The 13,182-nt window shown below is 68.2% G+C and carries 13 protein-coding genes; 2 read left to right on the forward strand and 11 right to left on the reverse strand.

The window, feature by feature from the left end:
• Positions 1-3 precede the first annotated feature (3 nt).
• From ccsB to AA983_RS11685, 7 genes are read right to left on the reverse strand one after another with little or no spacing between them, the layout of a single operon-like run.
• Positions 4-1,071 carry a c-type cytochrome biogenesis protein CcsB gene (ccsB, locus tag AA983_RS11655; RefSeq protein ID WP_047312613.1) on the reverse strand — a complete coding sequence of 356 codons (1,068 nt, stop codon included), beginning with the start codon at positions 1,069-1,071 and terminating at the stop codon, positions 4-6.
• Entirely contained in the window at positions 1,071-2,783 is a 1,713-nt protein-coding gene (locus AA983_RS11660; protein ID WP_231579601.1) for a cytochrome c biogenesis protein ResB, read from the reverse strand. Before AA983_RS11660 ends, ccsB begins: the two co-directional genes overlap by 1 nt.
• The gene (locus AA983_RS11665) at positions 2,783-3,550 is read right to left on the reverse strand and encodes a cytochrome c biogenesis CcdA family protein (protein WP_082128883.1); all 768 of its coding nucleotides are present in this window, start codon (positions 3,548-3,550) and stop codon (positions 2,783-2,785) included. The genes AA983_RS11660 and AA983_RS11665 overlap by 1 nt, the downstream gene beginning before the upstream one ends.
• Positions 3,547-4,161: a TlpA disulfide reductase family protein gene (locus tag AA983_RS11670; protein ID WP_047312427.1), complete on the reverse strand. Its 615-nt coding sequence runs from the start codon at positions 4,159-4,161 to the stop codon at positions 3,547-3,549. Before AA983_RS11670 ends, AA983_RS11665 begins: the two co-directional genes overlap by 4 nt.
• Positions 4,161-4,847, reverse strand: a complete 687-nt coding sequence (locus AA983_RS11675) for a histidine phosphatase family protein (RefSeq protein WP_047312428.1) — start codon at positions 4,845-4,847, stop codon at positions 4,161-4,163. The genes AA983_RS11670 and AA983_RS11675 overlap by 1 nt, the downstream gene beginning before the upstream one ends.
• Positions 4,848-4,849: 2 nt before the next feature.
• On the reverse strand, positions 4,850-6,178 hold the full coding sequence (gene hemL, locus AA983_RS11680; RefSeq protein WP_047312615.1) for a glutamate-1-semialdehyde 2,1-aminomutase: 1,329 nt from the start codon (positions 6,176-6,178) through the stop codon (positions 4,850-4,852).
• Positions 6,179-6,223: 45 nt separating this feature from the next.
• Positions 6,224-6,688: a MarR family winged helix-turn-helix transcriptional regulator gene (locus AA983_RS11685; RefSeq protein ID WP_047312429.1), complete on the reverse strand. Its 465-nt coding sequence runs from the start codon at positions 6,686-6,688 to the stop codon at positions 6,224-6,226.
• A gap of 212 nt (positions 6,689-6,900) precedes the next feature.
• On the opposite strand from AA983_RS11685, the gene AA983_RS11690 reads away from it, so the two are divergent.
• A complete protein-coding gene (locus AA983_RS11690; protein WP_047312430.1) occupies positions 6,901-7,431 on the forward strand; it encodes a YceI family protein in 531 nt (176 codons plus the stop codon).
• 102 nt (positions 7,432-7,533) lie between these two features.
• Here the strand turns inward: AA983_RS11690 and AA983_RS11695 are convergent, their stop codons facing one another.
• Positions 7,534-8,061: an Lrp/AsnC family transcriptional regulator gene (locus AA983_RS11695; protein ID WP_231579602.1), complete on the reverse strand. Its 528-nt coding sequence runs from the start codon at positions 8,059-8,061 to the stop codon at positions 7,534-7,536.
• Positions 8,062-8,155: 94 nt separating this feature from the next.
• Between AA983_RS11695 and AA983_RS11700 the strand changes: the two genes are divergently transcribed.
• The gene (locus AA983_RS11700) at positions 8,156-9,367 is read left to right on the forward strand and encodes a PLP-dependent aspartate aminotransferase family protein (RefSeq protein WP_047312432.1); all 1,212 of its coding nucleotides are present in this window, start codon (positions 8,156-8,158) and stop codon (positions 9,365-9,367) included.
• An 84-nt stretch (positions 9,368-9,451) separates the two neighbouring features.
• On the opposite strand, the gene AA983_RS11705 is transcribed toward AA983_RS11700, so the two are convergent.
• The 3 genes from AA983_RS11705 to AA983_RS11715 form a co-directional block, all read right to left on the reverse strand.
• Positions 9,452-10,432: a DUF559 domain-containing protein gene (locus tag AA983_RS11705; protein WP_047312433.1), complete on the reverse strand. Its 981-nt coding sequence runs from the start codon at positions 10,430-10,432 to the stop codon at positions 9,452-9,454.
• 184 nt (positions 10,433-10,616) lie between these two features.
• Positions 10,617-11,594 carry a porphobilinogen synthase gene (gene hemB, locus AA983_RS11710; RefSeq protein WP_047312434.1) on the reverse strand — a complete coding sequence of 326 codons (978 nt, stop codon included), beginning with the start codon at positions 11,592-11,594 and terminating at the stop codon, positions 10,617-10,619.
• The gene (locus AA983_RS11715) at positions 11,594-13,147 is read right to left on the reverse strand and encodes a uroporphyrinogen-III synthase (protein ID WP_231579606.1); all 1,554 of its coding nucleotides are present in this window, start codon (positions 13,145-13,147) and stop codon (positions 11,594-11,596) included. The genes hemB and AA983_RS11715 overlap by 1 nt, the downstream gene beginning before the upstream one ends.
• Positions 13,148-13,182 lie beyond the last annotated feature (35 nt).

The raw sequence follows: 13,182 nt of genomic DNA on the forward strand, positions 1-13,182 counted from the left end.
GGATCAGAGCCCCGAGTAGGAGTGCTGGCCGACGAAGTACACGTTGACGACGCCGTAGTTGATGAGGATGCAGGCGAAGCCGATGATGACGACGACGGCGGCCCTGCGACCGCTCCACCCGACCGTCACGCGGCTGTGCAGGTAGGCCGCGTACACGATGAAGATGACGAGGGACCACACTTCCTTCGGGTCCCAGTTCCAGTAGGTGCCCCAGGCCTCCTGGGCCCAGATGGCGCCGGCGAGGATCGTGAACATCCACAGCGGGAACGCGATGATGTGCACGCCGTACGCGAGACGGTCGAGGGTCTTGGAATCCGGCAGGGCCTTGAGGAAGCCGCCCGTCTTGCCCTTCTCCTCACGGTTGAGCTGCGCGAGGTAGAGGCAGGTGATGACGAAGCCGATGGTGAACAGACCGATCGACAGCGTTGCCACCGTCACGTGGATCGACAGCCAGTACGACTGCAGCGACGGCATGAGCTTGCTCGCCTCGGTGTAGTACACGAGGGCCGCGAGCATGATGAAGAGGACGGCGGGGAGCGTGACGAACGCACCGAGCCAGCGCACGTCCTTGCGCAGGCTCCAGCCGAGGAAGCACACGAGCAGGAATGCGGTGCCGACGAGGTCGAACTCGTACATGTTGCCCAGCGGCGGGCGACCGACGGCGAATCCGCGCAGCGCGATGCCGAGGACGAGCGCCGCCGTTCCGAGCCACGTCAGGGCCATGCCCGTGCCGGCCCACTTGCGCGGCGCCGGGTCGGCAGGAAGATCGCTCCCGCCGTCGCCGTCGAGGTCACGCTTGGAGGAGTGGGTCTCGGTGCGCTCGAGGACGGCCGTGGCGCCGCCCGCCGACTTCTCACGGCTCGAGGTCGTGGATGCGCCCTCAGCGGCGTCCTCGTCCCCGGTGTGGGCAGCGGCTTCGCCGGTACGCTCCTTGCGGCCCGGGGTCTGTGCCAGGTCGACACAGAACGCCAGCATGGCCAACGTCAGGACGAGCCCGGAGGCGTAGACGGCGTACGTCGAGTTCTGGGCGAGGGCGCTGTTGGCCTCGTCGATGAGGGCGAAAGCGGACATCATGCCTTACCTGTCGTTCCGGTCGTGACGGCGCGAGCCTGGATGCGTTCGAAGATTTCGTCGACCGCGAGAGCGAGCCTGGGGTCCTCGCCCTTGGCGAGGCCACCGATCTCCACCACTGTACGCGGGGCGCCCGAACCGTCTGCGTCCGAGGCCGGGCGCACCCGGACGAAGACGCGGCGGCGGCGAATCATGAGCGACAGCACGAGGCCTGCGAGGGCCGTGACGGAGAAGATGAGAGCGGGCAGCTTGCCCGGGTCGTGCCGGATCGAGAGACCCGCCCAACGCGGCACCGACTCGAAGGTGACCGAACCCATGTTGTTCGGCAGCTTCACCGTCTGACCGAGTGCGATCTGCAGACGAAGGGGCTGGCCCTTCTCGTCCTTGACCTGCGTCATCTTCTCGGTGTCGAGGCTGAAGACCGACTGCGGGCGGCCGTTCGGGTAGAGGTCACCCTTGTAGACGCCGAGGTAGAGCGCGGGAGCCTTCGCGTCCGGGAAGGCCGAGCTCGGGCCCTTGTTCGGGTCGACGTAGGCCGTGGGCAGGAAGAAGCCGAACAGACCCACCTGGTCCGGCGAGGCGCCGGGGATCTTGAACGCGCCCGTCGACTTGTACTGGTTGTCGACGGCGAGGAACGGCGTCGACTGGTCGTACAGGACGTTGCCCTTTGCGTCCTTGTACGTGATCTTCGGCGCGTAGCCGTTACCCAGGAGGTAGACCTCGCCGCCGCCGACCTTGAGCGGGTGGTTGACGCGGATCTGGTCCTGCTGCCAATTCGCCTCCGGCGACTCCTTGAAGTGGACGTCCGCGGTGAAGTCACGCGGCTGCCCCCACTGCGGGCTCGTGGGGTCGACCTTGTCCTCGAAGGTGACCTTGAGGCTGTCCATCTTCAGCGACCAGTCGGGCAGATCCTCTTCGAGGTCGACCCAGGGGCCGAGCTTGAGGGTGTCGTAGCGGGTCATCGTCGAGGTGAACCCACTCTTGTCGGGCACGATGACGTCGCCGCGCCAACCCCACACGTGGCCACCGGCAACGGCGACGATGATGCCGACAAGGCTGAGGTGGAACAGCAGGTTGCCGGTCTCACGCAGCATGCCGCCCTCGGAGGCAACCTCGAGGTCGCCCGTGTCCTTGCGGATCTTGAAGCGCTTGCGTCGGAGAACCTCGCGCGCGGCCTGCGCGACGGCCTCGGGGCTGGCGTCGAGCGTCTCATTGCGGTGAGCCGGCAGGCGCTTGATGTTGCGCGGCATCTTCGGCGGACCGGAACGCATCGCCTTCCAGTGCACCTTGGTGCGCGGGATGATGCAGCCGATGAGCGAGACGGCGAGCAACAGGTAGATCGCGGCGAACCACGGCGTGCTGTAGACGTTGAACATCCCGAGGCGATCGAGCCACGGGAACAGGTCGGGGTGGTCCTGCTCGTACTGGGTGACGCGGGTGGCGTCGATCGAGCGCTGCGGGAAGATCGAGCCCGGCACGGCCGCGATGGCCACGAGCAGCAGCAGGAATAGCGCCGTGCGCATCGTCGTCAGCTGGCGCCAGAACCAGCGCAGCATGCCGAGGACACCGATGCTCGCGCCGGCCTTGCCCGACGTGCCGGACTTGCCACCGGCCTTCGCGCCGCCTCGCGGCGACTTCTTGGCGGCTGCGCCCTTCGCTGCGTCGTCGCTGGTCTCGGGCCCGTTGTTGCCCGGGGCCTTCTTGGCTGCCACTAGATCACCGTTTCGAACTGGTTGACGAGGTTGGACTGGACGAGGGCCATGAGTTCCTCCCACAGCCCGCTCACCATGAGCAGGCCCATGGCGATCATGAGAGTGCCGCCGACGATCTGGATCGGACGGTGGTGGTCACGAAGCCACTTCGACGCCTTCTCGGCACGGCTCCACCCAGCGGCGATGAGGATGAACGGCAGGCCCATGCCGAGCGCGTAACAGACGGTGAGGAACAGAGCCCTCCCCTGGCTGTCCGCGTTGAGGGACGTATTGGCCGCCACCAGCGTGCCGAGAACCGGCGAGATGCAGGGAGCCATCCCGAGACCGAACGCGGCACCGAGCAACGGTGCCCCGACGAGGCCCGCGGCCGGGCGCCAGCGCACCGTGAAGCCTCGCTGGCCCACGACGCCCAGGAACATGAGCCCCATGAGGATGACGATGACGCCGCCGATGCGCGTGAGCAGGCTGCGGTGAGCGCCCACCGTGTCGTAGACGAGGCTGACGGCGGCCTGGATGCCGACGAAGACGACGGAGAATCCGAGCACGAACAGGCACGCGCCGAGCACGAGTCGGGTGCGTCGCTTCTCGTCCGTCAAGCCCGTGACGTAGGCGAGGAAGCCCGGCACGAGCGGCAGCACGCACGGCGACGCGAACGAGACGACCCCCGCGAGCGCAGCGAAGAAGATCGCGAGCGGCAACGCGCCGTTCGCGACGATCTGTTCGGGGGAACTCGTCAGGTGAGCGAGCGCCGCAACGCTGGAGCTCAAGCCTTCTCCGCGAGCACCTTGTCGACCATGTTCCGCACCGTGGTCTCGGTGGTGGAACCGGAGACGCGTGCCGCGATGCGCCCCTGCTTGTCGAGCACGAGCGTCGTCGGCGTTGCGACGACCTTGCGCTGCAGACCCTGCAGGTTCTGCCCGTCGTCGTTCTTCAGCGACGGGTAGGTGGCGCCCCACTTCTTGAGCGTGGACTTGGCGACGGCGTCGGAGTCACGCTGGTCAAGGCCCATGAACACGACGGGCTTGTTCGCGTTGTCGTAGTTCTTCCACGCCTTCTCGAGGTGCGGCGTCTCGGCCTGACACGGGCCGCACCACGCACCCCACACGTTGAGGACGACGACCTTGCCGCGCTCGGACTCCACGTTCCACTTCTTGCCGTCCAGCGTCTCGCCGGTGAGCTGCACGGGCTCGGCACGCTTGGCGGCCGCAAGTTCTTCGACGGAACCGTCACCGGCCACGTAGCCCTTGTTGTCGCCGGCTTGGGCCTGCTTGCTGATGCTGTCGTTCTGCTCGCTACCGCACGCACTCAGACCGAGGGTGACGGCAAGGGCGAGCGACGTCGCTGCGGTTGCCTTGAGCGATCGGGCACGGCGCGCCATCAGGCACCCACCGACTGCGTCGAGTTGGGCAGCAGACGACCCGCGGGTTCGGCGTACTGGACGCCGGTGATCTCGTCACCGGTGAACTCGATCGTCGTAACCGACGCCAGCGTGCACTCACGCGATCGCGGGTCGTGCCACAGGCGCTTGCCCTCGGCGAAGCGACGGGCCGTCCACACGGGCAGCTGGTGACTGACGACGGCGGCCTCGTGCCCGGCCGCGGCGTCACGTGCGTCGAGGATGGCGGTGTACATGCGCTCGGCGATCTCCTGGTACGGCTCGCCCCAGCTGGGCCGCAGCGGGTTGACGAGCTTCGGCCAGAAGCGGGGCTGGAGCAGTTGCTTGGGGTTCGATCCAACGGTCAGACCCTCGAAATCGTTCCCGGCCTCGATGACGCGCGGGTCGAGGACGACGGGCAGATCGAGCTTCTCCTCGAGCGGCGCGGCCGTCTCCTGCGCACGCTCGAGCGGCGAACTGACGAGGTAGGTGATGTCGCGCGGGGCGAGCCACTGGCTCGTCACTTCGGCCATCTCACGGCCGAGCTCGGAGAGGTGGTAGCCGTCGAGGCGCCCGTAGAGCACCTTCTTCGGGTTGAACACCTCGCCGTGACGCACGAGGTGCACCAGCGTCTTCGTCGTGGGGGTGGGGGCCTCGGTCGACGGGGAAAGCGGGACGTCGTTCGTCATGGTCAGAGTGTCGCAGACGAGTCTGTGGAAGCGGCCGCGGCTCGCGCGGCGGCGGGCAGGGCGTCGATCACATGCGCGACGGCCTCGTCGTCGTGCGACGCGGAGACGAACCACGACTCGTAGGCCGACGGCGGCAGGTGGACGCCCTGGTCGAGCATCGCGTTGAAGAAGCGCGAGAAGGCCTCGGTGTCCTGGTCCTTCGCGTCGTCGTAGTTCGTGACCGCTCCGTCACGGAAGAAGATCGAGAACATCGAGCTCGCCCACTGCACGGTGTGTGGCACCCCGGCCTTCGTCAGTTCGGCGGAGGCGGCGTCGGCGATGGCGTGCGCCGTGGAGTCGAGGTGGGCGTAGACCTCGTCGGTGCAGCCTTGCAGCGTGGCGAGGCCGGCGGCCGTGGCCACCGGGTTACCCGCCAGCGTGCCCGCCTGGTACACGGGACCGTCGGGCGCCAGCATGCCCATGAGGTCGGCGCGGCCACCGAAGGCGGCCGCGGGGAAGCCACCGCCCATGACCTTGCCGAAGGTGAACAGGTCGGGGGCGCTCTCACCCTGCTGGCCCTCGTGGCCGAACCAGCCGGCACCGGAGCAGCGGAAGCCCGTCATCACCTCGTCGGAGACGAGCAGCGCGCCGTGCTCGGTCGTGATGTCGCGCAGCGCCTTCGTGAAACCGGGGGCGGGCGGCACGACGCCCATGTTGCCGGGCGAGGCCTCGGTGATGACGGCAGCGATCTCGTCACCGTGCTCGGCGAAGGCGGCCTCGAGCGCGGAGACGTCGTTGTAGGGCAGGACGATGGTCTCGCCGGCGCTCGACTTCGGCACGCCGGCCGTGTCGGGAAGGGCGAAGGTGGCGACGCCGGAGCCGGCTGCGGCGAGCAGCGCGTCGACGTGGCCGTGGTAGCAGCCTGCGAACTTCACGATCTTGCTCCGGCCCGTGGCGCCGCGCGCGAGGCGGATGGCCGACATCGTGGCCTCGGTACCGGACGAGACAAGACGCACCTGCTCGACGGGCTCGACGCGGCGCACGATCTCGGTGGCGAGGGCGACCTCGTTCTCGCTCGGGGTGCCGAAGCTGAAACCGCGCGAGGCGGCGTCCTGAACGGCGGTCATGACGTCGGGGTGGGCGTGACCGAGAATCATCGGACCCCACGAGCAGATGAGGTCGACGTAGCGGTTGCCGTCGACGTCCGTGAGCCACGGCCCCTTCGCCTCGCGGATGAACCGCGGCGTGCCACCGACGGCACGGAAGGCGCGCACCGGCGAGTTCACACCACCGGGCGTCACCGTGCGCGCGTGGGCCAGGAGTTCTGCGGACTTCGAGGTGCTTCCACTCATGTTGTCCATTCTCCCACCGCCCCCTGACAACGCCCTTGGCGGGCCTCAGCCCCGCTCGCCACCGACTTCCTCGTGCACGCGGCGCATGCCGTCACCGACGATGCTCAGTTGGTCGCCATCCATGGTGTCGACGAAGTATCGACGCACGCTCGCGACGTGAACGGGGGCTGCGAGCAGGAGGGCGTCGTAGCCGCCGTCGGTGAGGACGAGTTCGACCCCACGCGAATCGCTGGAACACGACTCCCGCGTCACCCACCCGCGTCGCTGCAGGCGCGTGGCGGTGTGCGTGATGCGGCTGCGGGACTGGACGACGAGGTCGGCGAGCGCCCCCATCCGCAGACGACGTCCCTCGGCCTCGGACAGCATCGAGAGGATCTCGTACTCGGCCAGCGACATGCCGTGGTCGAGGAGTTCGCGATCGAGCGCGAGGCTCAGCGCGCGCGATGCCCGCAGGTAGTGACGCCATGCCGTCTGCTCGTCCTCATCGAGCCAGCGCGTCTCTTTCGTCATCCTCCACCGTCCGTTTCGTGCTTCGCCACCGTCGCGCGCCCCTACCGTCCGGTGTCCGACCGGAGGGTTGATTCACGTTTCGTTCAGTGTCAACGCTTTCGTGTGGACATCTTGTTTCCGTCCACGTTTCTTCAGTGTAGTTGAATGTTCAACTATCTGCGTGTATCGTCATTTCAGTACCGACCACACATCGCAACGGAAGGACCACAACCATGGTTTCCCTCAACGACATCGCTCCCGGCACCTGGAACATCGACGCCGACCACACGGAGATCGGCTTCGTCGCGCGCCACCTCGCCGTCACCAAGGTGAAGGGTCGCTTCACGGACGTCAGCGTCAACGCGGAGGCCGCCGAGGACCGCAAGAACTCGACGCTCGAGTTCACCGTGCAGACGGCATCGGTCCAGACCCGTAACGCCGACCGCGACGGTCACCTCAAGAGCGCTGACTTCTTCGACGTCGAGCAGTACCCGACGATGACGTTCAATGCCACGAACATCGGCGACGACACCATCACGGGCGACCTGACGATCAAGGACGTGACGAAGCCCGTCACGTTCGACTACGAGTTCAACGGCATCTCCGACGACCCGTGGGGCGGCACCCGCGCCGGCTTCGAGGCCCAGGGCGAGATCAACCGCAAGGACTTCGGCCTCAGCTTCGACGCCGCAGCCCCCGGCGGCAACGCGCTCGTCTCCGACAAGATCAAGATCAACCTCGACCTCGAGTTCGCCAAGGCCTGATCACACCGGCCTTCACGAAGAGGCCGCGGTACCCGTTCGGGTACCGCGGCCTCTTCGTGAATCGCCCTTCGTCGCTCGCCCTTCATCGCGTGCCGTCGCGCCTCAGCCGAGAGGGCGGGAACCGCGAATGCGTTCGTAGATGAGGCTCGTCTCGGCGTGCACGACGCCGGGCAGCACCGCGAGGTGGTCGAGCACGATGTCGCGCAGGGCGTCGGGAGACTGCGTACAGACGTGGACAAGGAAGTCGTTCTCCCCCGTCACGTGGAAGGCCGCTAGGACGCCGGGCACATCGGCGACTGCGGCGCGGAAGCCGTCGATGTCGTCACGCGTGTGGCCCGTGAAGCGCAGCGCGATCATCGCCTCCAGCGGTAACTCGAGGGAGCCGAGATCGACGTCGGCGTGGACGCCCGCGATGACGCCCCGCTCGCGCAACACACGCAACCGGCCGCTGCACGTCGACTCCGGCACGCCGACCCGCCGCGCGAGTTCGGCGTTCGACATCCGGCCGTCCTCGACGAGTAGCTCGACGAGCCGACGACCGACGGCGTCAGGGCTCCACGCGGGGCCGAGAAACGGTCGTCGAACCTGCGAGTCACCCGCCGAACTCAACCGGGAATTCGTGCTTTCCACCTCAGACACACCTCTTTTCGGGGAATCGGCGGCGTCATTGCCACGATTCCGCGGACTCCACACACTATGTGATGTGAACCACACTTCTTCGCTCATGACGAACGCCGTGCACGCCGGCCGGGAAGACCTCACGGCTCTCGGGGTGCACGTCGCAGGAATCGATCAGTCGACCACCTACCCCGTCACCGGCGTGACGCAGGGCGGTGACTCGTACGAGCAGATGGCAACCGGTGGTCGCCCGCGCCCCGGTGATTCGTACGTGTACCAGCGTCTGTGGAACCCGAACGTCGACCGCTTCGAGCGTGGGCTCGCCACGATGGAGGGCGCCGAGGAAGCCGTCGCGTTCTCGACCGGGATGGCGGCGATCAGTGCCGTCCTGCTCGCCTGCGTTGCGGCGGGCAAGCCTCACATCGTCGGTGTTCGCCCCCTCTACGGCGGCACGGACCACCTACTTGCCACCGGCCTGCTCGGCACCCGCGTGACGTTCACGACGCCCGATGCCGTGGCGGACGCGATCGAGGCAGACACGGGCCTTGTGCTCATCGAGTCGCCCGGCAACCGGACGATCGACCTCATCGACATGGCCGACGTGGCGCGCCAGGCGGGCGACGTGCCCGTCGCCGTCGACAACACGTTCGCCACTCCGGTGCTGCAGCAGCCGCTGGCGCTCGGCGCTGCGATCAGTCTGCACTCGGCGACGAAGTACATCGGCGGGCACGGCGACCTGCTCGGCGGTGTCGTCGCGATGAGCACGGAGTGGGCCACGCGGCTGCGTCAGGTGCGCGCCATCACGGGTGGCCTGCTCGCGCCGACGTCCGCCTACCAACTGCACCGCGGGCTGCAGACCCTGCCGGTCCGGGTGCTGCAGCAGCAGGCCAACGCGCGACCGGTGGCGGCTTTCCTTGCCGAGCACGACCTCGTGGAGTGGGTGCGCTACCCCGGGCTTCCCGCGGGCGACCCCGACGGCATCGCCGCACGGCAGATGGCAGGCCCGGGCGCGATGATGGCGTTCGCGGTCAAGGGCGCCTTCGACGCCGCTGCCGCCGTGGCGGAGCACGTGCGCCTCGTCGTCAATGCGGTGTCTCTGGGCGGCGTGGACACGCTCATCCAGCACCCGGCGGCACTGACCCACCGACCGGTCGCGTCCGAGGCGAAGCCCGGCGAGGACGTCCTGCGCCTGTCGATCGCTCTCGAGAACCCGGACGACGTCATCGCCGACCTGCGCCAGGCCCTCGAAGCGGCCCGGGACCTCTCCCCCGAGCCTGCGCGGGAGGAACCGAACCTGCGCGTCGCCGTCCGCGCCTAGCAATCACAAGGGGCGTTTTCTTCCCTTCTTGTGCGCAACGGGTCTCCTTAGGCGCAAGAAGGGAAGAAAACACTCCCACTCGTGTCACGCCACCGGCGCGAGCTGGACGAAGTGCTGCCGCCATGCGGTGTTGGGTGCGACTTTCACACCCCGCTGAGTCAGCGCGTCCGCCACTCGAGCCAATGTCGATGCCGGATCCCGGAAGATCCCGACCGAAACCACCCGGATGACGATCCATCCTGCGGAGCGAAGCTCATCCTCGCGCACGATGTCAGCCTGCTTCTGCGCCTCACTCGCGTAGTGGTAGGAGCCGTCGTACTCCACGGCGATCTTGAGCTCGGGGTAGGCGAGATCGAATCGTCGTCGCCGCCCGGCCACGAAAGCCTCGTGTTGCACAACAGGCTCGGGCAAACCCGCGAGAACGAGAAGGAGGCGCGTCCGGCTCTCCGGTGGCGACTCAGCGCCTTCCCGCGCGCGGCGGGCGACCTCACGCAGCACTGCCGAATGCGGGCCTGCACCGTGCTTCCACACATCAATGGCTCGCCCGGCATCGACATCGTGACGGCTGAGCACCGCATCTGCGAGGACGACGAGATCAACCAGCCCCAGCGAGTCGGCGCATTCGGTGACGGCGCCCGTCGGGTCGGAAACCGGCAAACGACCTACACCGGCGACGAACACCGATCTCGCCAGGCTTGCTGCTGGATGCCGATGAGCGATCGTGCCGACGAGCGTCTTGTTCGGCCTTCGCTCGTAGCTGAGATGGAGTCGGTCCGTCTCCGGGACGGGAAGGCCCCACAGCCGCGCGGCGGTGACGTGGGCGACGCGGGCGTCGGACTTGGTGACGCGCAGCGCCGCTCCACACCGCAGCCCGAGGGTGATCGGTGTCGTGGCGGTGACGTAGACATTGCGTCGGAGCGCGACGACAGCGTCACTGCGCAGATCGTTGATCGTCAGCCCGGCGGCACGAGCCTCGGCGGCGGTGAACAAGCATCCGTCCAGCGTGGCGACGGCAGCAGCTCGCCTGGAAAGCACAATCTCGTGGCGTCGGTTCGAGGTGACCATGCCCTCAGCCTGACGCGCGGAGCGGATCCGGCTCGAAAGTTATCCACAGGAACGAGGGGAGCATCCCGCACGAAAGACAGCGCCCACCACTATTCGGGAAGGTTTCTTCCCTTCTTGTGCGCAATCGAACCCCTTGCGCACAAGAAGGGAAGAAATCAGCCCGTCCTACGTCTAACGCCGCGCGTCAGAGGCCGCGGGCAAACTCCAGCGCGTAGTACGTCAGGACGATCGACGCGCCGGCGCGCTTGATGCTGGTGAGGGTCTCGCGGATCATGCGTTCGCGGTCGATCCAGCCGTTCGCGGCGGCCGCCTCGATCATCGCCATCTCGCCGGAGACCTGGTACGCCGCGACAGGCACCGTGGCGGCCTGGGCGACGTCGGAGAGCACGTCGAGGTACGGCAGAGCAGGCTTCACCATGAGCATGTCGGCGCCCTGCTCCTCGTCGAGCATCGCCTCGCGCAGCGACTCCGTGCGGTTGCGCGGGTCCTGCTGGTACGTCGCGCGGTCGCCCTGGAGCGAGCTCTGCACGGCCTCGCGGAACGGACCGTAAGCCGCCGACGCGTACTTCGCCGAGTACGCCATGACGGCGACGTCGTCGTGGCCGGAAAGGTCGAGCGCCGCACGGATGACGCCGATCTGGCCGTCCATCATGCCGCTCGGGCCGAGCACGTGAGCGCCCGCCTGAGCCTGCGCGACGGCCATCTGCGCGTAGATATCGAGCGTCGCGTCGTTGTCGACACGACCCTGCGCGTCGAGCACGCCGCAGTGACCGTGGTCGGTGAACTCGTCGAGGCACAGGTCGCCCATGACGAGCAGATCGTCGCCCACGGCGTCACGCACGGCGCGCAAGCCGACGTTGAGGATGCCGTCGGGGTCGATCGAACCCGAACCCTGGGCGTCCCTCGTCTCCGGAACACCGAAGAGCATGACGCCCGCAACGCCCGCGTCGCGCGCCTGCTTCGAGACGTCGACGAGCGAGTCGAGCGTGTGCTGCACGACGCCCGGCATCGAACTGATGGGCGTGTTCTCGGTCGCGTTCTCGCGCACGAACACCGGCAGGATGAGGTCGGACGGCGCCACGGACGTCTCGGCCACCATGTTGCGCATGACCGGTGACGTGCGCAGGCGGCGCGGACGGTGCGGCAGGTCGTACGTGCTCATCAGGCCTTCACCTTTCGACGGGCCGCCCCGCGACGCTCGCTGGGACGACGCACCTTCTCCCCCGCTTCCGCCGCAGCGGCGGCGAGGCACTGACCGTGAGCGGCGAGCGCATCGACGAGCGCAGCCGCAGAGGCCTCGGTCGCGAGGACGTCGACACGCAGACCGTGCTCCTCCGCCGTCTTCGCGGTGGCCGGGCCGATGCACGCGACGACGGTGGATGCGTGCGGCTTGCCGGCGATGCCGACGAGGTTGCGCACCGTCGAACTCGACGTGAAGCAGACGGCGTCGAACTTGCCGGACTTGATCGCCTCACGCACCTCGGGCGCCGGCGGCGCAGCGCGCACCGTGCGGTAGGCGGTGACGTCGTCGACCTCCCAGCCCATCTCCTCGAGGCCGGCGACGAGGGTCTCCGTCGCGATGTCGGCGCGCGGCAGGAAGACGCGGTTGATCGGGTCGAGTTGCTCGTCGTAGTCGGGCCACACCTCGAGCAGGCCCTTGGCCGACTGCTCGCCGCTCGGCATGAGGTCGGGCTCGATGCCCCACTCGCGCAGAGCGTCCGCCGTCACGCCGCCGACGGCAGCGATCTTGAGGCCCGCGAAGGCACGCACGTCGAGACCGAACTCGGCGAACTTCTCACGCACGGCGCGCACGGCGTTGACCGACGTGAAGCCGACCCACTCGTAGCGGCCGGTGACGAGACCCTTGACGGCCTTCTCCATCTGCGCCGGCGTACGCGGCGGCTCGACGCTGATCGTCGGCACGATGGCGCTGCTCGCGCCGTACTCGGTGAGGCGGCGCGTCATGGAACCCGACTGCTCCTTGGTGCGCGGCACGAGCACCTTCCAGCCGAACAGCGGCTTGTTCTCCCACCACGACAGGGCGGTGCGGTGACCCACGGTCGAGCCGACGATGGCCATGACGGGCCCGTCGAACTCGGCGCGACGCAGTGCCGCGGGCACCTCGTCGAGCGTCAGCGTCGTCGTCTCCTGGGTGATCGTCGTGCCGTTCTGCGTCAGCGCGACCGGCGTGTTGCCACGGCGGCCGGCAGCGCGCAGTTCGACGAGCGAGTCGCGCAGCAGGTCGGCCTGGCCGAGGACGACGACGGTGGTGCAGGCGTCGATCGAACGCGCCCAGTCGACCTTCGGGTCGCCGGCGGTGACGACGTGGATGTTGCGGGCCTTGCTGTCGGTGAGCGGCACACCCGCGTAGGCGGGAACCGCGGAGACGGCCGAGACGCCCGGAACGATCTCGAACTCGATGCCGGCCTTCGCGCAGGCGCCGGCCTCCTCGGCCAGGCCGTGGAAGGTGGCCGGGTCGCCGTCCATGAGGCGCACGACGAGGGCGCGCCCGTCGTCGTGGCCCTCCGTCGCAGCCTTGGCGGCCTTGACGAGAAGCTTCGCGCGGCTGGCGTTGGTCAACTCGGTGCCGGCCTCGCCGTACCCGCCGTCGACGAACTCCACACCGTCGCTCACGAGGGATGCGACGAACTGCTCACGGCACAGCTGGTCGAGGACGACGACGTCCGCCTCGGCGAGAAGCTGCGCCGCGCGCATCGTGAGCAGGCCGGGATCGCCGGGCCCGGCGCCGA

The sequence above is a fragment of the Dermacoccus sp. PE3 genome, assembly GCF_001021715.1.
In the GTDB taxonomy this organism is placed as follows: domain Bacteria; phylum Actinomycetota; class Actinomycetes; order Actinomycetales; family Dermatophilaceae; genus Dermacoccus; species Dermacoccus abyssi.